Source organism: Hymenobacter negativus, from assembly GCF_017571495.1.
In the GTDB taxonomy this organism is placed as follows: domain Bacteria; phylum Bacteroidota; class Bacteroidia; order Cytophagales; family Hymenobacteraceae; genus Hymenobacter; species Hymenobacter negativus.
In genome coordinates this window covers 104,402-125,347 of record NZ_JAGETZ010000005.1, presented here as the reverse complement: position 1 = coordinate 125,347, position 20,946 = coordinate 104,402, and the positions used below count along the sequence as shown (strand labels likewise).

The 20,946-nt window shown below is 60.1% G+C and carries 19 protein-coding genes; 8 read left to right on the top strand and 11 right to left on the bottom strand.

Annotated elements, in window-relative coordinates; genetic code table 11:
* Positions 1–25 precede the first annotated feature (25 nt).
* The 4 genes from J4E00_RS12955 (at position 26) to J4E00_RS12940 (ending at position 2,977) form a co-directional block, all read left to right on the top strand.
* The gene (locus J4E00_RS12955; protein WP_208175595.1) at positions 26–451 is read left to right on the top strand and encodes a hypothetical protein; all 426 of its coding nucleotides are present in this window, start codon (positions 26–28) and stop codon (positions 449–451) included.
* Positions 406–639: a hypothetical protein gene (locus J4E00_RS12950; RefSeq protein ID WP_208175594.1), complete on the top strand. Its 234-nt coding sequence runs from the start codon at positions 406–408 to the stop codon at positions 637–639. The genes J4E00_RS12955 and J4E00_RS12950 overlap by 46 nt, the downstream gene beginning before the upstream one ends.
* Complete coding sequence (locus J4E00_RS12945) at positions 633–1,427, top strand: DUF3500 domain-containing protein (RefSeq protein ID WP_208175593.1); 795 nt, start codon at positions 633–635, stop codon at positions 1,425–1,427. Before J4E00_RS12950 ends, J4E00_RS12945 begins: the two co-directional genes overlap by 7 nt.
* Before the next feature lie 200 nt (positions 1,428–1,627).
* On the top strand, positions 1,628–2,977 hold the full coding sequence (locus tag J4E00_RS12940) for a glycoside hydrolase family 105 protein (protein ID WP_208175592.1): 1,350 nt from the start codon (positions 1,628–1,630) through the stop codon (positions 2,975–2,977).
* Positions 2,978–2,985: 8 nt separating this feature from the next.
* Here J4E00_RS12940 and J4E00_RS12935 read toward each other — a convergent pair whose 3' ends face one another.
* On the bottom strand, positions 2,986–3,267 hold the full coding sequence (locus J4E00_RS12935) for a hypothetical protein (protein WP_208175591.1): 282 nt from the start codon (positions 3,265–3,267) through the stop codon (positions 2,986–2,988).
* 100 nt (positions 3,268–3,367) lie between these two features.
* The gene (locus tag J4E00_RS12930) at positions 3,368–4,099 is read right to left on the bottom strand and encodes a trypsin-like serine protease (protein ID WP_208175590.1); all 732 of its coding nucleotides are present in this window, start codon (positions 4,097–4,099) and stop codon (positions 3,368–3,370) included.
* A 333-nt stretch (positions 4,100–4,432) separates the two neighbouring features.
* Here J4E00_RS12930 and J4E00_RS12925 point away from each other — a divergent pair, with 333 nt between their 5' ends.
* On the top strand, positions 4,433–4,900 hold the full coding sequence (locus J4E00_RS12925; RefSeq protein WP_208175589.1) for a hypothetical protein: 468 nt from the start codon (positions 4,433–4,435) through the stop codon (positions 4,898–4,900).
* A 53-nt stretch (positions 4,901–4,953) separates the two neighbouring features.
* On the top strand, positions 4,954–5,637 hold the full coding sequence (locus J4E00_RS12920) for an SGNH/GDSL hydrolase family protein (protein WP_208175588.1): 684 nt from the start codon (positions 4,954–4,956) through the stop codon (positions 5,635–5,637).
* Between the two features lie 87 nt (positions 5,638–5,724).
* Here J4E00_RS12920 and J4E00_RS30020 read toward each other — a convergent pair whose 3' ends face one another.
* From J4E00_RS30020 to J4E00_RS12880, 8 genes are all read right to left on the bottom strand, one after another.
* Positions 5,725–6,882, bottom strand: coding sequence for a PKD domain-containing protein (locus tag J4E00_RS30020; protein WP_208175587.1), 1,158 nt, complete (start codon positions 6,880–6,882; stop codon positions 5,725–5,727).
* An 81-nt stretch (positions 6,883–6,963) separates the two neighbouring features.
* Positions 6,964–8,307, bottom strand: a complete 1,344-nt coding sequence (locus J4E00_RS12910; RefSeq protein WP_208175586.1) for a hypothetical protein — start codon at positions 8,305–8,307, stop codon at positions 6,964–6,966.
* Positions 8,308–8,408: 101 nt separating this feature from the next.
* Positions 8,409–9,932: a glycoside hydrolase family 28 protein gene (locus J4E00_RS12905; RefSeq protein WP_208175585.1), complete on the bottom strand. Its 1,524-nt coding sequence runs from the start codon at positions 9,930–9,932 to the stop codon at positions 8,409–8,411.
* A 207-nt stretch (positions 9,933–10,139) separates the two neighbouring features.
* The gene (locus J4E00_RS12900; RefSeq protein ID WP_208175584.1) at positions 10,140–10,706 is read right to left on the bottom strand and encodes a cupin domain-containing protein; all 567 of its coding nucleotides are present in this window, start codon (positions 10,704–10,706) and stop codon (positions 10,140–10,142) included.
* 79 nt (positions 10,707–10,785) lie between these two features.
* Positions 10,786–11,613 carry an AraC family transcriptional regulator gene (locus J4E00_RS12895; RefSeq protein ID WP_208175583.1) on the bottom strand — a complete coding sequence of 276 codons (828 nt, stop codon included), beginning with the start codon at positions 11,611–11,613 and terminating at the stop codon, positions 10,786–10,788.
* A 97-nt stretch (positions 11,614–11,710) separates the two neighbouring features.
* Positions 11,711–12,634 carry a hypothetical protein gene (locus tag J4E00_RS12890; protein WP_208175582.1) on the bottom strand — a complete coding sequence of 308 codons (924 nt, stop codon included), beginning with the start codon at positions 12,632–12,634 and terminating at the stop codon, positions 11,711–11,713.
* 87 nt (positions 12,635–12,721) lie between these two features.
* Positions 12,722–13,327 (bottom strand): hypothetical protein, encoded by a 606-nt coding sequence (locus tag J4E00_RS12885; protein ID WP_208175581.1) that lies wholly within the window; start codon positions 13,325–13,327, stop codon positions 12,722–12,724.
* A 69-nt stretch (positions 13,328–13,396) separates the two neighbouring features.
* The gene (locus tag J4E00_RS12880) at positions 13,397–15,724 is read right to left on the bottom strand and encodes a mechanosensitive ion channel domain-containing protein (protein ID WP_208175580.1); all 2,328 of its coding nucleotides are present in this window, start codon (positions 15,722–15,724) and stop codon (positions 13,397–13,399) included.
* Positions 15,725–16,010: 286 nt separating this feature from the next.
* Between J4E00_RS12880 and J4E00_RS12875 the strand changes: the two genes are divergently transcribed.
* Positions 16,011–17,870, top strand: a complete 1,860-nt coding sequence (locus tag J4E00_RS12875; protein WP_208175579.1) for a M1 family metallopeptidase — start codon at positions 16,011–16,013, stop codon at positions 17,868–17,870.
* A 175-nt stretch (positions 17,871–18,045) separates the two neighbouring features.
* Here the strand turns inward: J4E00_RS12875 and J4E00_RS12870 are convergent, their stop codons facing one another.
* Positions 18,046–18,555 (bottom strand): acyl-CoA thioesterase, encoded by a 510-nt coding sequence (locus tag J4E00_RS12870; RefSeq protein WP_208175578.1) that lies wholly within the window; start codon positions 18,553–18,555, stop codon positions 18,046–18,048.
* Between the two features lie 288 nt (positions 18,556–18,843).
* On the opposite strand from J4E00_RS12870, the gene J4E00_RS12865 reads away from it, so the two are divergent.
* The gene (locus J4E00_RS12865; protein ID WP_208175577.1) at positions 18,844–20,847 is read left to right on the top strand and encodes a GMC family oxidoreductase; all 2,004 of its coding nucleotides are present in this window, start codon (positions 18,844–18,846) and stop codon (positions 20,845–20,847) included.
* The last annotated feature ends 99 nt before the right edge of the window (positions 20,848–20,946 follow it).

The following is a 20,946-nucleotide window of genomic DNA, read 5'->3' as shown; positions in this document are numbered from 1 at the left end:
CTGTTGAAAGCTACTCTTCTCCTCTATGGTCCTACTTTCATACTGTTCTACACTCATCTGGCGCAGACGGCTCGTCATTGGCCTGCTGTTGGTGCTGGTAGTAGGGGCTTATAATGCCCAGGCTCACCCCATGCCCAACTCGGTGGTGCTGCTCGACCTGCACCCCGGTGGTGTGGGCGCCGAGCTTCAGCTGCCGCTGGGCGAGCTGCAAGCAGCCTTTGGGCACTACGTAGCCCTGCATCCCGAAACGCTGGTAGCCCGCCTCGGCCCCGCGCTGCGCACCTACATTCAGCAACACATGCGCCCGGTGAGCCCCGAGGGCCATATCTGGGCCGTGCGCGACCTCCCCGTACAGACCGCCGAGCAAACTGCCACCGGCCCTTACCAGGCGCTTACGGCCCAGATGTGGCTGACGCCACTGCCCGCACCTTCACCCTTGCCTACGATGTGATTGTGCACCAAGTGGTGACGCACGCCGCACTGGTATCGGTGCGGCGCGACTGGGAACGGGGCCGCGTGGGTGCAGAAACGCTTACGGAAGGCGTCGTAATCCGGCTTGATGTCCGCAAAAACGTCATCCAGCCCTATTCGTCAGCCAAACGGGCGGCGGTTGGTGGGCGGGCTTCGCAGGAATGGTGAGGCTGGGTGTGCGCGACATTGCAGAGGGTACCGACCATCTGCTGGTGCTACTGCCCGCGCCGCTGCTACTTACCAGAGGGCAGCGGCGCGGGCCGGTTTGGCAGGATGCACTACAGACTGGTTCAATTACTAAAAGTGGTCACATCTTTCACGTTGGGCTAAACACCGACAGGCAGTTTCCGGCTACGAAGGTGGGGCTGGCCGTGAGCACGCTCACGGCCGCTCAGCAGCAACTGGTGGTGGAAGCCATGCGCCCCTGGGTGCAGGATTCTGACGATGCAACTGCCGCTTTTCTCATGAATACTTATACTAATCAGCTGGCCGGCGCCTACATTACCTACGTGGGCACCGGCAACCTGACTACCAACGGCGACTACGTTCGCATCGACGGACCCAACGCCTGGATTGAGTTTGTGTGCCAGACCGGGGTGGTGTACCGCAGCCAGATTCACTACCACAGCGTGTGGCGCGACCATGCCCGCGACTACGGCGGAAATTTCTCGGGCTATGTGACTGTGACGGGTACGCTGTCGGCCAGCGCCGCCCAGCTGTTTTCGGTATACCCAAACCCGGTTTCGGCCGGCCAGGCCTTGCAAGTACAGCTAACTACTCCCGCCACAGCCGGCACCTACACCCTGCGCAACGCGCTGGGCCAGGCCGTGCTCACTGATTCCTTTCGGGGCAATGGCGTGGAAGTGCCTATCGCCCGCATGGCCGCCGGTATGTACCTGCTCAGCGTGCAGGCCGAAGGCAGCGCCCCGGCCACCCAACGTGTGACGGTGGAATAGCCAACCAAACCGCCTGGCTCCTCCCCCGCAGAGACGGGGCCAGATGGGCCGTTTGCTCGGTGTACTTCAGCTTATGCTGCCAGATGGGTTCATTCACTCAAACCTGTGAACGAGTCTAATAAAGCGGAAACAGGACACCGCAGGAGAATCTACCCCACGCCTCCTTCTACCTTGGCACGACATCACCAGTCCCGCCCATCATGCGCTTCCTTGCCCAAACCCACCTTTCGGCCCTGCTCCTGCTGCTGGCCGCCGCGCCCCTCCACGCCCAGACCAAAACCAACGACGCCACCACGCCGCTGCACCTGCTGAAACCCGACTACCCGGTACCCTATGGCCAGACCAAAGCCGAAGACGTGAAGCAGGTGCTCGACCGCGTGTACGCCTACCTCAATGCCGCCACGCCGGCCGAGCTGGTGGATAAGAAGACCAACGCGGCCATCACCGACCGCAAGCAATTCAACCCCGACGCCATCATCCGGCCCGGCGACTTCCGACTCACCAGCTACGAGTGGGGTGTGACTTACGCCGGCATGCTGCGCGCCTCCGAGACCACCGGCGACCCCAAATACGCTGCCTACACCACCAGCCGTCTGAAGTTTCTGGGGGAGCTGGTGCCCTACTTCCGCGACTATCAGACCGCGCACCCCGAGGCAGCCACGCCCGTGCGCTCGGTACTGCAGCCGCACGCCCTGGACGATGCCGGCGCCATCTGCGCGGCCATGATAAAAACCCAGCGCCTCGACCCCAAGGCCAACCTGCGGCCGATGATTGATAACTTCATGGGCTACATCATGACCAAGGAGTTTCGGCTGCCCGATGGCACGTTGGCCCGCAACCGGCCCCAGCCCAACACCCTGTGGCTCGACGACCTGTTTATGAGCGTGCCGGCCCTGGCCCAGATGGGCAAGCTCACCGGTGAGGCTCGCTACTACGACGAGGCAGTGAAGCAGGTCACCCAGTTTGCCCCGCGCATGTTTGATAAGCAGAAGGGCCTCTACATGCACGGCTGGGTGCAGGGCATGGCCGAGCACCCCGAGTTTCATTGGGCGCGGGCCAACGGCTGGGCCATCCTCACCAAAGTGGAATTGCTGGACGTGCTGCCCGCCGACCACCTCGGCCGCCCGGCGGTGCTGGAGCTGCTGCGCGCCCACGCCCGCGGCCTCGCGGCCCAGCAAAGCGGCACCGGCTTCTGGCACCAGCTCCTCGACCGCAACGACTCCTACCTCGAAACCTCTGCCACGGCCATCTACGCCTACGCCATTGCCCACGCCGTGAACCAGGGCTGGCTCGACGCCCAGGCCTACGGCCCCATGGCCCTGCTGGCCTGGAACGCCGTGAGCACCAAAGTCAACCAGCAGGGCCAGGTGGAAGGCACCTGCGTGGGCACCGGCATGGGTTTCGACCCAGCCTTCTACTACTACCGCCCCGTGAACGTGTACGCCGCCCACGGCTACGGCCCCGTCCTCCTGGCCGGTGCCGAAATCACTCAGCTGCTCAAGCAGCACCCGTATGGCATCAACGACAGTTCGGTGCAGGTGGTGAAGTAGGCTGGGCTCTAGCCAGGACCCTCAATTAACGCCTCTGTTTCATATAGTCGCCATATAAGCCCACCATCCTGCTCAAAATTTTCTAAACTGGCTGAGTCAATGGTTAAACCGACATTTTCGCAATGCATTGTTCGAACTTCTATAATCAATAATCTTCCTTCTTCAAACACAAGCCAAGAGCCTGGAGTAATCGTAGTGGTGGAAGGGGTAAGATGCCCAACGAGCAATATGCCTCGCGCCGTCGTGCTGGAACTATTGTAGAAGCCGTTTTCTAAAAGGAATGTTGCCATAGCTGTTGATGTAGCTAATATTCAGCAAAACAGTGTTTCTGGCGCACGTCTACGACGTGCGCCAGAAGGGGAACGAACGTAACGCCACGAAACTGGCCCGCTACCTCTTCTGATAACTCTCGAGGAAGGCGCGCAGGCCGTCCACGGGGCAGGGAGAGAAGTACTTTTGCTTCAAAACCGGGTCCACTGTTCCACCAGAAACAATTCCGACCAATTGCCCCTGCTCATCAACGAGGGGCGCACCGCTTAACCCACCAAACTGTTCCGGCACAACGACATCTTTCAGGAGCAGGCGGTGGTCAACCGTTTTGTAGTACTCAAATTCGTACACCCGTTGCGGGCCTTCTTCCATCCGCCGCGTCCAGCCCACTACGTATAGCGTCTCTCCCGGCTGCAGGGGCGCAGTGCGAAAGACCAGCGGCTTGACCGTGGTATGATTGGAGCGCAACGAGAAAACCAGCCAATCATCGTCATAAGTGGCCTTATCTTCCAGCGACGCGGCCGTGTTCTCGTTTAGCAGGCGCTTGGTGACAACGCTTTTATCCTTGGTTGGCAACGAAAAAAGCGACCAGGATTTAATGCTATTACCCAGGGAAAGCCGGGTCATCTCCTTCGTTTTAATAAATTTTAGCAGATGCCTGGCCGTGATGGCGAAGGTGTCCTGATTGTGCGCCAGCAGGAAACCACAGCTAAACCGAGGCTGGTCGAAGTGCGGGTCAACAAAGTCAATCCGGTTGGTAAGGGCAATTTCAGGAAATACCTTGGTGGACGTGCGTTCCTGTGCTGAGCAACTTGCGGAAAGCAATAGGAGAAAAAGCCAGTAGTGCTTCATGATTGCATAGTTATCTGCTAAAACGTTGTGCTCCGGCACAGTCCGCAAATTACATTTTTTACATCTGCCTAATTAAATGCCTTATCGCGGGTTCGGTATCCAAGGACAGTATACTCGTACCAATGCTGCTGGCCGGCACCGAAATCACCCAGCTCCTCAAGCAGCACCCGTATGAAATTAACGACAGCTCGGTGCAGGTGGGGAAGTAGGTGGATTTGCACTAAAAATGTTCTTCGCGGTTCACAAACTCAACCTTTGCTTTCTTAGCAGTGATTTAGACAATTCGTTATTCTATTTTTGAGTCCAACCAGCGATTATAATTTTTACAAAGGCATGAAAAACGACCTCCAGTTGGAGAAGAAGAACTATAAGGAATATCTACAGGGCTGGGTAAACGAAGTTATTTCAGACAAACTTTGGGAGAAGTATGCCGACTTACACATTGATACAATAGATGTACAGTTCAAACAACCTGAGTATTGGATTGAGGCGAGTCTTTTCATATTGAACTACCTATTAGAAATTATCGACGAGAGCAAATACGAAGTCCTGTTGGCCATTCCTTTGGCTTATACTGAAGCACCTACTGATTTTCAGTCTCTGAGCAGGAACTTAATCAAAAAGTCATTAGGAGATACGCCTCCATCATTTTACTTATTTCCTCTTCAATTTTCTCCCATTACAGCAACAATTGATTCCGCTTTTCACCTCACTGAATTCAGTGTAGAAATTAAGCGAGACACCTATTTTAAAGAGGAATATACCGACAACGAATACTTTGGTACTGTATTCATCAAATAGATGCGCGTCAGCGGGGCAACCATTCGCTTAAAATCTAATTATTGCCCATTGCCATGAAAAAGCTTCTCCTGTTCCTGTTGCTCCTGCCGGCGCTGCTGTCCGCGCAAACTCCGGCGGCTTCGGACAAGGCCCTCAACATCTTTACCCTGGGCGACAGCAACGGCACGTTTCCCCACAGCTGGCCCAAGCAACTGGAGCTGGCCCTGCCCCGTGCGCAAGTCTTCAATATCAGTAAATCGGGCCGCACCATTGGGTTTGTGAACAACGGCGACAGCACGTTGAATTCGCTGCTGGTCATCGATGAGAATCTGCGGAAAGCAGCAGAGTTTACCAAGGACCGGCCGTTCGATTTCGTGGTGCTGGAAATGGGCACCAACGACGCCAAAGCCGTTTTTGCCGACCGCCAACGCGAAGTGCCGGCCAACCTAGAAACCCTCATCCACAAAATCAAAACCTGTCCCTATCCCGCCATCCGTCAAGCCCGCATTATCATCATTTCGCCCCCGCCCTACGGCACGAAAGCCGAAGCCCTGCCCAAATACCAGGGCGGCGGCCAGCGGGTCAGCAACATGGCCACCAACTTCCAAAAGGTGGCGAAACGCACCCACTCCCTATTTGTGAATGGCTACAAAACGCCGGGTCTGGACAGCAACACCATGACCGCCGACGGCATACATTTTGATGCTGCAGGCTCCAAGCTACTGATAGCGCCCGTCCTTGGAATTGTAGCGCGCTAGCTCGTTCAGCGACTGAGCTCGCGGGCGCACGTTTGCGACGCGTGCCAGCGGGTGAATAAGTTAGTGGAGTCCAAATAGTCTGTTGCCTCACTTCACCGCCACGTCCCACAGCTTGGCCATGCGGGCTTTGCCGGCTGGGCCTTCTACGTCAAGCACCACAAGGTATTTGCCAGCGTCTTTGTAGCGGTGCACGGGGTTTTGCTCGGTGGAGGTGCTGCCGTCGCCGAAGTCCCAGTGCCAGCGCTTGACGGAGCCGCGGCTTTTGTCGAGGAAGGTGACCTGGCGATGAGCCATGTCCGTGACCTGGAACGACCATTGCGCTGCTAGTTTCGGCAGGTACTGCGCAGCCAGCGGCAACAGCGTGAAAACGGTTCCCAGGCTGGAATTGCCGTACATCTTGTGGTTCTTCGAGAGGTTCCAGAAGCCTTTTTTGGATTCGTCCTGCACGTCGTCGTAGTCAATCACGGCCCAAGTGAGACCTATTTTCTTATTGTCGCTCAGCACCGATTCTACGGCGCGGGCGGGCCCTTCAGCCCCGGCGTAGTCGAAGGGCGTAATCCAGAACTCGGCCGTGAGCTTGCCGGGTTGGCCGGGCTTGAAGTCGTAAGAGTAGGCGATGTTGGAGTAGGGCAACTCTTTAATCCAGGGCTGCGCGCCCCATGCCAAGCACCAATCCTTGCCCACGGCAGGCATGAAAATGTGGTAGTTCTGGGCGTGCACGCCGTGGAAGGCGAAGTAGCGCTCCATCAGCGGCAATTCCTGGTTGGGGTGCTGCTCGGCAATGAGCGGGCCGCCGGACATGTCGCCGTCCACCACAATTTCAAAGGTGTCGTTGTGCAGGCCCGGCAGGCTGAAATCCCAGTAGTTGTCGTAGGCTTCGTAGAGGAAATAAAGCCGGTTCAGGCCCGCCACCCAAGCCACGCGCACCTTCACATCGAGGTTGGTGGAATCAGGTTTGGGGTAGTGGCCGGAGTCATCGCGCAACTGGTCGGTGCCCACCATGTATTCCTTCGGAAACGTGGCCCAGTCGTCGGCTTTGCCGTCAATGCGCGGAATCATGTTGGCCGGAAACTGGTAGACTTTGAAGCCCCGGTCTTCCTGGGCGTGGACAGCAAGGTTGAGGATGAGCAGGCAGAGCGTAGCAAAGTAGCTCGTCCAATGCCGGAACCTCGCCCCCAGCGCCTCTCCCGCGAAGAGGGGAGCCAGTCGATTTTCATTTGCGCATGACCGGTGCCCCCTCTCCACGGGAGAGGGGGTTAGGGGGTGAGGTTTCTCCCACGAGAGATGCTTCGCCTCGCTCTGCATGACGTTCTTTTTGTCGTTTAATTAATACTTCCGCTTCAGCCACGCGTCCGGCACCGGAATCACGCAGATGTTCATGCTCTTCCCATCAGCGGAGAGCATAGCCGATTGGATTTCGATGCGCGTGCCATCGGGGCTCATGGTGGGGTGCGGGTGGTCGGCGGCGGTGGGCTTATGGCCGCTGGAGAGCAGCAGCATTTCGCGGGTGTGCCGGTCGATGAGGTAGATGTTGCGGGCAAAATCGTCGCCCACGGCCCAGCGGCCATCGGCCGAGCCGCTGACGTGCCAGAGGCCGCTGCCACTGGGCGTCTGGCCCACAATGGTCATTTCGCGGGTGCGGTGGTTCACAATGGCCAAGCCTGTGGGCTTCTCGCGGGTGCCAGAGGGGCCCCAGGCGGCTTCCTGACCGGGGTTGGCACCGGCTACGGGCGTGCCGGGCGCCACGTCTTTGGCCCCGGCCGGTATGAGGCGGTGGCCCATGATGGCGAAGGCGGTTTCATCCTTGGTAATCACGGCCTCGTGGGTCACCCATTCGTACTCGGCTTCGGGGTAAAGGGGCCGCAGGCCGCTGCCGTCGGCCTGCACCGTCCAGGTACGCTGGGGCGATTTTCCGCCCGTTTCCCAGCAAAACACGATTTCGCCTGGCACCCAGGGGTTGGTTTGGATGTGCCCAATCTGAAACGGCACCGATACCACATACTTAATGGCGCCGGTGTGCACGTTCATGGCCGCGATGCCGGCCGGGCCCGCTCCCATGTGGCGCGGGCCAAACTCGGTTTCCAGCTTGGTGCCGGGCGCGAGGTGGCGGGCGGCTTCTTCCTTGCCCACGCGGAAGTAGGCCCAGTTTTCATCCCCGTCCAGAGCCATGTCGCCACCGGCTTTTAGCTCCGGCGGGGTGGTGCCGCAGATGCGCTGGTAGGTGCTGGCCGGCTGCATATGGCCGGCTTTGCTGTCGGCGAAGACTTTGGCCAGGTCCACTTCCACAATCTGTACACCAGTCGGCTGTTCCTTATTTCCGTCCGGCAGGTCGCGCATGAAATACAGTTTCATGGCCTTGCGCGCCACGTTGAGCATGCCTGTGTAGCCGCCCTCGCTCACCTGCACGATGTTGCCGGTTTTCTCATTCACCGCCATGGCCTCGTTCTTGGCCCGGTTGGAGCGAAAGATGAGCCATTGCAGGTCCGAAGTCCACTGGTTGTGGGTTTGGTAAATCTTGGAATCGCCGACCGGCGTGCTGGTGAGGAAAGTGAGTTGGGTACCGGTTACGGGGTCTTTTACCACCTTTCTTTCAGATGGAAAGCGGCGGCCAATTTGGGCGTGTGCGGTGGTGGTAAAAAGCGCGCAGGCGAGGATTAAAGTGTGTTTCATGGGTGGGATTGTAGGGGCGCGCTCGTCGTTGAACAGAAACGTTCTGACGGTGCGGGAAATGGGCAGTTGGCGCGAACGGCGGGCGGGGACAAGCCCCACCCCTACCTCGTTCTGGTGGACTTTTTCAACGCTTCGCTATCACTCACCGACAACCCGCGCACGTTCTTCAGCACCAGTAGCGGCGCGGCTCCGGCCTTGTCAGCCGCCACGTTCTGCAGACGGGCGCCGTCCACGTCCGTCAGCATCAGCAAGGGCCGCGTTTCGGCTCCCAGCAGATGGATGTTCACGTCGTTTAATTCGATGTTTTTGGCGTGCCGGATGTAAAAGCCGTAGGCCGGACCCACGCCCAACTTCTGGGGTTCGGGGTAGCCTTTCTCGTCTTCGGGCAAGTCAGGTTGAATGGCGGCAGCGGAGGCCGCGTCCAGCGGCCGGTACCAGATGCTGATGTTGCTCAAGCGCACGTCCTCAATGGGGTGGCCGGGCACGCCGCTGATGAGCGTGGCAAACCGGGAATCGGCATTATAAACCGTGACGTTGCTGATATTGATGCGGCGCAACTGCCCCGTGGCGGTGCCTGCCGGCGCCCGCAGCCGGCTGCTAAGGCGCAGGAAAATGGGCGAGTTTGTGACATCACGCATCGTGATGTTGCTGATGGTCACGTCTTCGAGCAGGCCGCCGTCCACGGTTTCCAGAGCCAGTCCGCGGCAGTAGGTAAACACGCAGTTGCTGATGGCGATGTTGCGGAAACCACCGTTCGATTCGGTGCCGAACTTGATGCGGCCGGTGGGGCCTTCGTGGTCGGGCACGAGAGTAGCTTCGTTGCGGCGGTAGGTGCCATCGAGCAGGCTGCCACGGTCAAAGCCGCTCACCTGGCAATTGGTAATGGTGACGTTTTCGGTGGGCCGGGCGTAGCCGAGAGCAAAGGAGCTTTTCAGGCAAATGCCATCGTCCCAGGGCGAATTGACAGTGCAGTTGCTCACCCGCACGTTCTGGCAGCAGTCGATGTCCAGCCCGTCGCGGTTGGTATCGAGCTTGAGGTTGTCAATGGTCAGGTTATCCACGCCCGTGGCCAGCAGGGCGAAGTGGCCGCCCTGCCGCACCGTAAAATCCTTCAGTGTTACGTTGCGGCACAGCTTCAGGGCAATGGCTTTGTTGCCCACGGGGGCCTGGTGCGGCCCCTCGCGCGTGAGGCCCTGCCCGTAGATGGTGCCCGGCCCGAGAATGGAAATGTCCACCAGCTTCTCGCCCCAAATCAGGCTGTTGTGCCAGTGGCTGTGCCCGAAATCCTGGAATTTGTCGTTATCGGCGGGCTCCGGCGCATCATAGCCGGTGCTGCCCACCGGCGCGGCGGCCAGCAGCACGGCGCCTTGGTCGAGGTACAGGCTGATGTGGCTTTGCAGCCGAATGGAGTAGCTGCGGTAGGTGCCCGCCGGGAAGTACACCGTGCCGCCGCCCGCCTTTGCCGCGGCTGCAATGGCCCGGTTGATGGCATCGCCATCCAGCGTGGTGCTGTCACCCTTCGCCCCAAAATCCCGCACGTTGAAACCACCCGCAGGTGGAGCCGCTGCCAGATTTCCGAAGAAGCTTAGGGATAATAGAAGCAGGGAAACAAGGCGTTGCAGCATGGCCGCAAGCACCAAAAATTCACACAACCAACACTCCTGTACTCTGCTGAACGGGTGTAGGTGGCGCTATTACCCGTCCGGCTGAGCGGGACCAAAGCATCTGGACTGTACAAATAGTCAATTCACGCTTGTGGTAGAGATGCTTCGGCTCCGCTCAGCCGGACGCGCCGGAGGGCCTCTTCCAGTCTTCTTTGAGTGGCTATGAACTCAGCCTGCCGTAAGCTTGGGACCAACAATTCGGCACTGATGCGCGAGGTGCAGTTTCTCCACCTCGGCCAGCGTAGCGGTGGGGGGCAGCGCTGCCAGTTGCTTAAATAGCATTTCGGTGGTGCCGCTGGGGTGGGTCATGAACACCATTTTGCCGGTTTCGCTCAACGTCAAAAATGAGTGTGGAATGTTGCGGGGAAGAAAAATTAAATCCCCGGCTTTCAGCGTGAACCGCTCTTCTCCCACCTGCACCAAAAACTCGCCTTCGGTGATGTAAAACTCCTCGTCCTGCTGGTAGTGGACGTGCAGCGGCGGGCCGTCGTGCCGGTGGTACTCGCCGGCAAAAACCGAGAGCTGCCCGTCGGTGTCCTTGCCGGCCACTTTCAGGTACAGGTCGAAGCCCATCATGCGGTAGTGCTCTGCCCCGCGGCCTTCGGCCCCGCGCACCACGAAAGGCTTTTGCGCAGCCGTCGGGGCTGCATTTAGGGGCTGGGAGGGAATCAGGGTCATACCAATTACTGTGGCGGAAAGGTGTTTGAGGACCGAGCGACGAGATGCTTGTTCCATGGCGATAGCTACTTGAGAAGGTGATGCTCACAAAGCTACCGGCTGAGTTCAGGGGCGTAGTGGTCAAAAAACGACATTGTTAGCGCAGGTGCAACAAGCGCTCGGGGGCTTGGGCAGCGGCCTGCAGCAAGCTCACCGGCGTGGCGCCCCCAAACTGCTTAAAGTCCTTCACCATGTGCTGGTAGTCGGCGTAGCCGCAGCCCAGGGCAATGCCCTGCCAGTCCAGAGCCGGGTATTTTTCTTTCGCATCGAGGGCTTGGTTGAAACGCTGAATGCGCAGGAACAGCTTGGGGCTGATGCCCATGCGCTCCCGAAACTTTCGCTCAAACTGCCGGAAGCTCAGGCAGGCTTGGCTGGCCAAGTACTCTAGTGCCCCAGGCCCGTAACTGGCTTGCAGCAGGTAGGCCATTTTGTCGATGGGTTCGGACCGCCGCTGGCTACGCTGGAATTTGTTGAACAGGTAGGCATCTACCGTCGCAATCATTTCCTGGTAGCGCCCCATGTCCATTAATTGCTGCAACAGTTCGCCGGCTTCGCGGCCCATTACCGCTTCGGCGTCCACGGCCACGTCAGTGAATTTGGCCAGCGGGACTCCACCAAGCAGTTGGTAAAGCCCGCCCGGTTGGAACACCACTTTCACTAGGGAGAACGTGCGTGGGTAATGGTGGTGCCACACCGTGAGGGGCTGCCCCTGCACCACCGTTCGCGGAATCGCCAGCCGCTGGCCAAGCGCCTCATTCACTTTGGTAAACCCGTCGCCCGGATAGAAAATCAAGCTCTGCTCGGCCCGAACCGGCATCAGTCGGGTCGGAATTTCGCGCAGCCTCGTAAAGTCGAAATCAATGAGTAAGTACTCCTTAACGTACAGCCGCAACGCTGGGTGCGGGAGCGTGACCTGGTATATCATGGCGCAGTACTTCCTTGCTGAATGCGAAAACGAGCCCAACCGGGTGTTAAGGTAATGAACAACAGCCGCGCGCCGCGCTCGCGCTGGGGCGCAGGAACTACTTCTCTGCGTTTAGCCCCGCCGCCAGCCGCTGCATCTGGTGCTGCTGAAAGGGCGAGGGCGCCTCCAGCCCGGTGGCGAAGTTGTAGCGCACGGCCACAATATCAACCTCCCGAAAGCGGTCGAGGTAGGCCGGCACCATGCGAAACAGCGCCAGCACCTCGTAGCTCTCGTACACCAGAAAAGTGCGGCGCTTGCTGCCGTGTAGCAGTCGCTCTTTTTTGGCCACATCGAAATAGCCCGTCAGCGGCGACGAATCGAAGGCGAACACCTTTTCGATGCGCGGGCAGGTGTAGCCGGCGTGTTGCGCCAGCCCGCCGCCCAGCGAGTGCCCAGTCGCGAAAACCCGTTCCCGGCCACCGTAGGCTGAATCGAGCCGGGCCACCACCACGGGCGTGAGGGCACGGGCCTGCTCATATTGGTCCCACAGGCCGGGCCAGTTCGTAACGGGCCGCGTATTGGCCACCCAATCGGCAAACTCCAGGTAATTGGTACCCCGGAACACCAGCACCGCCAGCGGCCGGGCGCCGGTCCGGGCCTGCACCCATACATCGTACACCAATCCGCCTAAGGGGTGTTGGCCCGGCGGAGTTGTCACCACCTCAGCCAAGGCAAACGGCTGCCAGCCGCGCCGGGCTAGCTCGCGCCGCTCCACGGCGTATTTGGCCGTGTCCTGCCTATAATCGGGCCGGTGGCCAGACACGCGTACCCCCGCATACACTACCGCGCTCAGCATGGCCATATCGCTGACCAATTGATAATCAGCATCGTGCAGCTGCGGCGTGAGCTGGCCTTGCGCCAGTTCGGCCGACGTGCGGTGCCACTGCTTACCCTTGATGATGACCACCGCATCATCGGGCCGCTGGCAGGCACTGAGCAGCAGGCAGCAACCCAAAAGCAGGATGGCGAATGTTGTTTTCATTTCAGGTTCTGTTCCATGTGCCGGTCATGCAGAGGTTTGCATGCTCCGCTCGGCATGACGGTCTATTGTGCTGCAGGCTTCGCATTCTCACTGCACCGGCACCGATTTCGTTTGCACGGCAAACGTCGTATCGGCAAACTCGGTGTAGCGAATCAGGACGTGGCCTGGGTGAGCGGGGTCTTTTTCGATGGGCTTTACCTCGGCCTCCCACTGGTTGCAGTGCGTGGAGAAGGGCTTCACCAGCCGCTCCCACTTCCCGGCCCGGTAGGTAAACACGTAATAACTGGCCCAGCAGCTGGTGAACCACTCCGGCAGCAGGCCGATTTCATCGCCGCCGTTGCCGTTCAAATCGCCCAGGTTCTCGGGCTGCCCACCAATGCAGTTCAGCTGCTCAATGGCCGGCAGCGCCGCCTTCGAAAATCGCAGGTAGCTGGTGCATTCGCCCTTGCATTCCATGTCATCTGTTATTTCGGGCGCCGTCAGCCACACGTATTCGGCACGCCCGTCGCCGTCGAAATCGCCTTTCGCGGCATCCTTGGGCACAGTGTCGGACGGGACCGGAGGCTTTGTCGCCACCGGCGAGGCCGGGCGGGGGGCTTCGGGCGCTTTGATTGGTTTAGTGGATTGCTCGCAGCCCGTCCACAGGCCAATACTCAGCACGAGCGCGCTCAGAAAGTATCCTTTTTTACTCACAGCAAATCAAGTTCGAGTTTAGCCCAGTTAATAAGTACCTCCTGTCCTGCGTCATCGTCACAATTACCTCTAGCTCAACGTCAGCCCCTTGTCGACAAAGCGGCGGTAGATGCCGGCCAGAATCTCGCTCTTCGTGAGCTGTTCCTGGCGGATATTGGTAATCCAGAACAGCACTTTCAGCTCATATACCTGCCCGTTGATGCTGCTGAGCAGGATTTCGGGCGGCAGGTTGTGCATGGTGTAAGGGCTGGTTTTGATTTCCTCCTGAATGAGCTCGCGGGCCGTTTGGAGGTCGGTCTGCAAGTCGGTGCCGGGAGCCAGCCTCAGCGACAAATCCGTGCGGATGTGGTCGTTGGTACGCGTCCAGTTGATGACGTGGTTGGAGAGCAGGTCGCCATTGGGCACGATGATTTCGGAGCCCGTGACGGACGTCAGCTTGCTCGACCGGATGCCGATGTCGTGCACCCGTCCGGCCTTGCCGGCTACCTCAATGAAGTCGCCCACGTGAAACGGCCGCTCAAAAATCAGGATGATGCCCGACACCAGGTTGTTCACAATGCTCTGCAAGCCCAGACCAATGCCCACGCTAAGCGCGCCGAATACGATGGCGATTTTACTCAGCGGCAGGCCCGTGGCGGCGGTAGCCAGCGCGAAGCCCACCAGCACCAGCAGCAGCCGCAACGCTACCAGCCACGAGCCGCGCTGCCGCGAGTCCACGCTGTCGTCGTTGCCCACATCGCCGAAAAAGTAGCCGATGTAGCGCTGCAGCAGCGCCGAAATGTAGAGGATAAGGAAAAACAGCAGGACGTTGCCGTAGGTGAATTCGGTGCTGCCGAAGGTGTGCGTGGCCGTGAGAAAGTGGTCGAACAGGCCGTAGATGAGGTTGTAGATGTTGAGGTTGGACGTGAACACCACCAGCCACAGGGCACCGGCCAGCACCGTGAGCAGGCGCATGAGCTGGGGCTCAATCTTGTCGTAGTCGAAGGCCCCCGCGCTGCCCTCACTCCCCCGGCTACACAGGATTTGCAGGTGGAAAGCTTCGGTGAACAGCTCAATAAATACCGCCAGCCCGATGCCCTGCGTGAGCCCAAAAATGGCCGCCGTACTGAACATCTTGGCCAAACTCAGCCGCCCCACCACGTTGCAAAACACGGCCAGCGCATTGAGCCCAATGAACAGCCCCGTCACCGGAATAAGAAAGCGCAATTGAGCCAGTGTCTGGCGCAGCCGCCACAGCAGCCACGCCCCAATTCCCACCGCCAACGCATTGAGCCCGAGCAAGCCCCAGCGCGCGCCCAGCCCGGTGGTGGCGTTGGCGTTGGTGATGCTCAGCCACACGAAAAACGCCACCAGCCCCAGCCAGTACAGAAACAGTTGCCGCGACCAGCTTCGCGCAAACACTGCCGTGAGGGCCACCAGCAACAGCAGCTGCAGCAAGGCCAGGTACACGGGTGGCGGGTGCAGCTCCAGCGCCGGCGCCAGGCTGAACATCACCACCAGCGTAGCCGCCACCGGCCCCGGCCGCAGGTACCGAAACGGCTCGGTAATGGCCAGCCCCGCCGTCTTGGCCCGCCGGTAGTTGAACGAGACCCAGCCATAAAACACCAGCCCAATGAGCGCCATGTAGGCCCAGTTGTCCCAATTATGAGCGAAGTAGAAGTTAATGATTTCGCGCCGGTACTGGCCGGCTTTGCGGGCCTTGGGGTCGGGTGGCAGCGGCGGAATTGACTCGGCTTCCCACAGCGGCGGGTAGTTGAGCTTGGCACTGGTGCGGCTGTAGCGGCGCAGCTGGTCGCCCACCTCGTCCTGCAATTCCATGCCCTGGATGTAGCTGGCGGCCACCTGCGTCTGCAGCTGCTTCACCTTGAGGTAGCGCTTTTCGAGCAGGCCGCCAATGCGCTGCCGCCGCGCCCATAGCGCCGAATCGGAGCGCTCCAGGGCCAGGGTGGTGGCATCGGCGCTGGCAATGCGGACGGGCGGGCGGGCAATGCTCTTGAGGCGAGCCTGCATGGCAGCCAGCTGTTTGTTGGCTTCGGCCAGCTCGGTGCGCCACTCCCCCAGCTCATCCTGCAGGGTAGTGAGCATGAGCTGGCACATCTGCAGCTGCTTGATGTCGACCACCTGCCCCTTTTGCTTGAGGGTGTACTGAATGGCCTTGAGGTTTTCCACCACATCGGGTAAATCCTCGGCCAGTCCGCGGGTATCGAACACCTTGCGCACCTGCCCCGAAATGCTGCTGAGCGTGGTGTAGCCCACTTCGAGTCGGTAGGAATCGTCGCGCGTGGCGGTGGTATCCACGGCCATCGTGTCTTCCTTTGCCACGGTGGTTTGAGCTGCCGCCGGGGCCAGGGCCAGCAGCCACAGCAGCAGGAAAGCGCTGAGCCAGGTTGTTTTCAATGGTTTTAGGAAGGTCAGCCAGGTATTCGGAACGGGCATACAGGAACTTTAAGCCGGAAAAATACGCCCTGAAGCGCGAGCTTGCTTTGGGCAAAAGATGCAGCCAGGCGTTGTGCCGTTGAACAGGAGCATTGCATCGACCGGGCCAACCTCACGGGCCCCCTCCGGGGCGGCCATCCTCAATCGTCAGGCTCCCCTCTCTTGGGGAGAGAGGCCGGGGGTGAGGTTAAATCGTCCGCGCCACCCCGATGCAACACTCCCCTCCTCTTCGCCGTCTGTCCCTGCTATGACCAAACCCCTCCTCACGCTCCTGCTCCTCGCCGGCCTTGCCGATACGGCCGCCGCCCAGACGCAGCCGCTCTACATGCCGCGCGACATCAAGCAGGCCTTCAACAAAGGCACCCGCAGCCCCGACGGCCGCCCCGGCCCCAACTACTGGCAAAACCGCGCCCGCTATGACATTACCATGCAGGCTGCGCCGCCGGCCCGCGACATCCGTGGCCGCGAAACCATCACCTACACCAACAACAGCCCCGACACGCTGCGCCAGGTGGTCCTGCGCATCATCCAGAATATTCACAAGCCCGGCGCCTCGCGCGACGGCGACGCCGCGGCCGATTACCTCACCAACGGCGTGGTGATTGACACGTTCCAGGTGGCCGGCCAGCTCAAGTCGCTACCCCAAAACCTGGGCACCGCGCCGGGCGTACGCCTGCCCAAGGCGCTGGCCCCGCACGATTCGGTGAAATTTGCTGTGTCGTGGCACTTTCCCATTTCCATCGAGAGCGGGCGTGAGGGCATGATTGACCCCACCACTTACTTCCTGGCCTATTTCTACCCGCGCATTGCCGTATATGACGACTACAACGGCTGGGACCGGCTGCCCTTCGTCGACAGCAAGGAGTTTTACAACGACTTCAATGATTACACCCTGCGCGTAAAGGCGCCGGCCAACTACATTGTGTGGGCCACCGGCACCTTGCAAAACCCCGACCAGGTGCTGCAGAAAGCCGCCGCCAAGCGCCTCAAGCAGTCGATGACCAGCGACGCGGTTATCCACGTTGCTACCGCTGCCGATTTGGCCAAGAAGAATATCACCGCCCAGCAGGCAATGAATACTTGGGTGTGGGCAGCGAAAGACATTTCGGACGTCACCTTCGGCCTGAGCGACCATTACGTGTGGGACGCCGCCAGCGTCGTCGTAGATGCCAAGGCCAAGCGCCGCGCCAGCGTGCAGGCCGCCTACGCCGATTCAACGGTGGACTTCCGGCAGTCGGTGAAGAACGCGCAGTTTGCACTGGGCTGGTTTTCGAATCCGGCCAACTGGCCCGGCGTAGCGTATCCGTTTCCCAAAATGACGGCGTTCCAGGGCTTTGCCGATATGGAATACCCGATGATGGTGAACGACAGCCCCCAACGCGACCCTACGTTTGCCCAATTGGTGCAGGACCATGAAATAGCCCACACCTGGTTTCCCTTCTACATGGGCATCAACGAGAGCCGCTACGCCTACATGGACGAGGGCTGGGCCACCACGTTTGAGCTGCTCATTGGCCGCCAGGAAAACGGCGTAGTCAAGGCCGACAACTTCTACAAACAGTTCCGCGTGAACCGCTGGATTCACGATGCCGCTACGGCCGAGGACCTGCCCGTCATCACGCCCAGCAGCGAGCTGAAGGCCGGCTACGGCAACAACGCCTACGGCAAACCCTCGCTCAGCTACCTGGCCCTGAAGGACATGCTCGGTGACGAGCTGTTCAAGAAAAGCCTGCACGAATACATGGACCGCTGGCACGGCAAGCACCCCATTCCGTGGGACTATTTCAACTCAATGAGCAACGCCAGCGGCCAGGATTTGAACTGGTTTTTCAACAACTGGTTCTTCACCAACTACTACATCGACCTGGCCGTGGCAGCCAGCGGCAATACCGTGACGGTGCAAAACATCGGCGGTTTCGCCGTGCCCTTTGATATGCATGTGGAGTATGCTGATGGCAGCAAGGCCACCCTGCACCAGTCACCCGCCGTGTGGCAAGCCAACCAGAAGCAGGCCATCATCACCGTACCCAAAGCGGTGAAATCGGTGCGACTGGACGGCGGCATCTTCATGGATGCCAACGAGCGGGACAATTCCTTTGGCGGGTAAAGCCGGAACTGTCATTGCGGATGGAGCGTAACGCGACCAGCCTTGAGTTGTGACAAATCCCTTCAAAGAAAAGCCCCAGCACCGCGCGGTGCTGGGGCTTTTCTTTGAAGGGATTTGTCGCGTTTACAGGACGGATTGCTACGCTGCGCTCCGCCCGCAATGACGGGCCGTGCGGTTACTCCCGCCGCAGCTTTTTCAGCTCCTGGCGCACCTCCTTCACCCGCTCGTCAAACCCATCGGGGTCGTAGCTGACGGCTTCCACGTCAAGGTCGTCGAGCAGGTCCATCATGGCGTTGGAGTGGTCGGTGCGGGTGCCGGCGGGCATGGTCACGAAGGTCATTTCCGACCACAGCAGGGCCAGCAGGCGGGTGCCGTCCTCGTTGCGCATCTGCATTTCAAGCACCAGGTTGGAATTGTCGAAGTGGATGAGCTGGCTCAAAATGCGAACCTGCACGCCCTGCCGCGCCGGCTTGAGGTAGCTGATGTGGTGCTTGGTGATGACCCACCCGGCCTTCTGCTCGCGGGCTATTTCGCCCAAATTTAGCTGGTAATGCTCGGTGGTATGGTCTTCGCGGGCGTTGAGAAAGTAGTCGAAGTAGCGGGCGTTGTTGAGGTGGCCCAGCATGTCGCAGTCCTGGAAGTGGACGCGGTACGTGGTTTCGGGCGTTTGGATAAGGCGGGGCATTGGGTTTAGGGCAAGAGGGTATGAGGCAAGAAGGTGTGAGAGTACACGAGTAAAGCCGTGGGGCAAAGGTCGGGAATCGTTCGTCATACCGAACATAGCCGAGGCAGCTCGCTCGCATCGTTCAACGATTGAGCTACTGCCGCACGCGAGCTGCCTCGGCTGCGCTCGGCATGACAGTCTAACCTTTTATCACATTGCCCTCCTGACCTCCTACTCTCTAAAAATACTCGGCACGCCTAACACTTTGCCGAAAATTCCTTACCTTTTACCACCCAAAATTCCCGCCTCATGTTCACGCTTACCCCTGACCGCTCCCTTGTCCTCCAGGCCCTGGCCGACACCTTCATTCCCGCCCTGCCCGACGGCAGCCCATCCGGCGCGGCCGGCCTGAATCTGGAGAAGCTCGAAGCTGCAATCCAGGAGCAGCCCGCTGGGGCCCAGGCCGAATTTAGCCAGTTGCTCGATTTGCTGGAGAAGCCGCTGCTGGGCCTCACCTGGTTTGGCCCGCTGAAACCCTTCCGCAAGCTGGATGCTGTGCACCGCGAGCAGCTGCTGCAAAGCTGGGCCGCCAGCAACGTGCCGCAGCTGCGCAAGGGCTTCCAGGCGTTGCGCAAGCTGTGCACGCTGCTCTACTACGGTGGCAGCATGACGGACGTGCCGGCCGCCTGGGGCTTCCTCGGCTACCCTGGGCCTGATGAGCAGCCGGTGGATTCGCCCAAGCCCATTCGCACCCTGCGCCTGACAGAGGACGTCGTGTATGAGTGCGAGGTGCTGGTGATTGGCAGCGGCGCAGGCGGCGGCGTGGTGGCCGGCGAGCTGGCCGAGGCTGGCTTTGATGTGCTGGTGCTTGAAAAAGGCCCCTACTGCCACGGCTGCGACTTTACCCAGCGTGAAGTCGACATGCTGGGCAAGCTCTACGATGCCAAGGGCACCCTCTGCACTCAGGATGGCAGCATCGGCATCCTGGCAGGCGCCTGCTTGGGCGGGGGCACCACTGTAAACTGGGCCGGGGCCTTCCGCACCCCCGATTATGTGCTGCAGGAATGGGCCCGCGAGCACGCCGCGCCCCATTTCACCACCCTCGAATTCAAAGAAAGCCTCAACGCCGTGGCCCGCACCATTGGGGTGAACACCAACTACACCCGCCACAACGGCCAGAACCAGGCCCTCTGGGACGGCTCGACCAAGCTGGGCCAGGAGGTAAAGCTGATTCCGCGCAACGAAAAGGGCCTGACGGATTCCGACAGCCACTTCCGCAGCCTTGGCTACACCACGCTCGGCGATGCCCACGGCATCAAGCAAGGCACCCTGAATACATATCTGCTCACCGCTTTCGAGCACGGCGCCCGCATCCTGGCCGATACCAAGGTGGACCGCGTGACCATCAGCGACGGCCGCGCTACCGGCGCGGAGGCCCTGCACACCACCGAGGACGGCCAGCAGGTTCACATCACCGTGCGGGCGAAGCGCGTAGTGGTGGCCGGCGGGGCCATCCAGACGCCCGCGCTGCTGCTGCGCTCCGGCTTGAAGCACCCGCACCTGGGCCGCCACCTGCACCTGCACCCCACCGTGGTGGTAGGGGCCCGCTACCCGCACGCCATGAACTCCTGGCACGGCCCCAGCATGAGCGTGGTCAACGATACCTACACCCAACTGCACGGAACCAACTTCGGCGCCAAGCTCGAAACGCCCCCCACCCACCCCGGCCTGCTGAGCATGGTGCTGCCCTGGCGCTCGGGCCAGCAGCACCACGAGCTGCTGCGCGACGCCAGCCACCTGGGCTCGTTCATCGTGCTCACCCGCGACCGCGACGGCGGCCGGGTCAGCATCGACAAAAACGGCGCGCCGCTGATTGACTACACCTTGTCGGATTTTGACCGCGCCAACATGCTGGAAGGCGTGCGCGCCGCCGCTCAAATCCACGTCGCAGCCGGGGCCGAAACCGTGTATCTGCCCCACAATACCTTGCCCACGCTTCGTATAAAGGACGGCGTACTACTCAATCCTGCCCTGCTCGACCAGCTGCCGCATCTAAGCTGGAAACCCAACCAATTCGGCCTCTACAGCGCCCACCAGATGAGCACCTGCCGCATGGGTGGCGACGCGGCCACCCACCCGCTCAAGCTCAACGGTGAAACCGTGGAGGTGCAGGGTCTCTTTGTGGCCGACGGCTCAGCCTTCCCAGCCTGCAGCGGAGTCAACCCCATGCTCACCATCATGGCCCTGGCCCACTTCACAGCCCAGGGCATGAAGGCCAGCCGGAATGTGGAAAAGCAGGCCATGGTGGTGTAGAAACACGATAATTCGTGTCTCTACGTTGGGTGATGCAAACCGCAAATGGCTACGCATGCCCAACCAACAGCAGCAACAACAAGACGCGAAGCATCACGC

Bases quoted from the DNA above. Each gene is read 5' to 3' on its own strand.
- J4E00_RS12955 (WP_208175595.1), top strand. From the start codon at position 26: ATGGTCCTACTTTCATACTGTTCTACACTCATCTGGCGCAGACGGCTC.
- J4E00_RS12945 (WP_208175593.1), top strand. From the start codon at position 633: ATGGTGAGGCTGGGTGTGCGCGACATTGCAGAGGGTACCGACCATCTG.
- J4E00_RS12940 (WP_208175592.1), top strand. From the start codon at position 1,628: ATGCGCTTCCTTGCCCAAACCCACCTTTCGGCCCTGCTCCTGCTGCTG.
- J4E00_RS12935 (WP_208175591.1), bottom strand. From the start codon at position 3,267: ATGGCAACATTCCTTTTAGAAAACGGCTTCTACAATAGTTCCAGCACG.
- J4E00_RS12930 (WP_208175590.1), bottom strand. From the start codon at position 4,099: ATGAAGCACTACTGGCTTTTTCTCCTATTGCTTTCCGCAAGTTGCTCA.
- J4E00_RS12925 (WP_208175589.1), top strand. From the start codon at position 4,433: ATGAAAAACGACCTCCAGTTGGAGAAGAAGAACTATAAGGAATATCTA.
- J4E00_RS12920 (WP_208175588.1), top strand. From the start codon at position 4,954: ATGAAAAAGCTTCTCCTGTTCCTGTTGCTCCTGCCGGCGCTGCTGTCC.
- J4E00_RS12910 (WP_208175586.1), bottom strand. From the start codon at position 8,307: ATGAAACACACTTTAATCCTCGCCTGCGCGCTTTTTACCACCACCGCA.
- J4E00_RS12905 (WP_208175585.1), bottom strand. From the start codon at position 9,932: ATGCTGCAACGCCTTGTTTCCCTGCTTCTATTATCCCTAAGCTTCTTC.
- J4E00_RS12900 (WP_208175584.1), bottom strand. From the start codon at position 10,706: ATGGAACAAGCATCTCGTCGCTCGGTCCTCAAACACCTTTCCGCCACA.
- J4E00_RS12895 (WP_208175583.1), bottom strand. From the start codon at position 11,613: ATGATATACCAGGTCACGCTCCCGCACCCAGCGTTGCGGCTGTACGTT.
- J4E00_RS12890 (WP_208175582.1), bottom strand. From the start codon at position 12,634: ATGAAAACAACATTCGCCATCCTGCTTTTGGGTTGCTGCCTGCTGCTC.
- J4E00_RS12875 (WP_208175579.1), top strand. From the start codon at position 16,011: ATGACCAAACCCCTCCTCACGCTCCTGCTCCTCGCCGGCCTTGCCGAT.
- J4E00_RS12870 (WP_208175578.1), bottom strand. From the start codon at position 18,555: ATGCCCCGCCTTATCCAAACGCCCGAAACCACGTACCGCGTCCACTTC.
- J4E00_RS12865 (WP_208175577.1), top strand. From the start codon at position 18,844: ATGTTCACGCTTACCCCTGACCGCTCCCTTGTCCTCCAGGCCCTGGCC.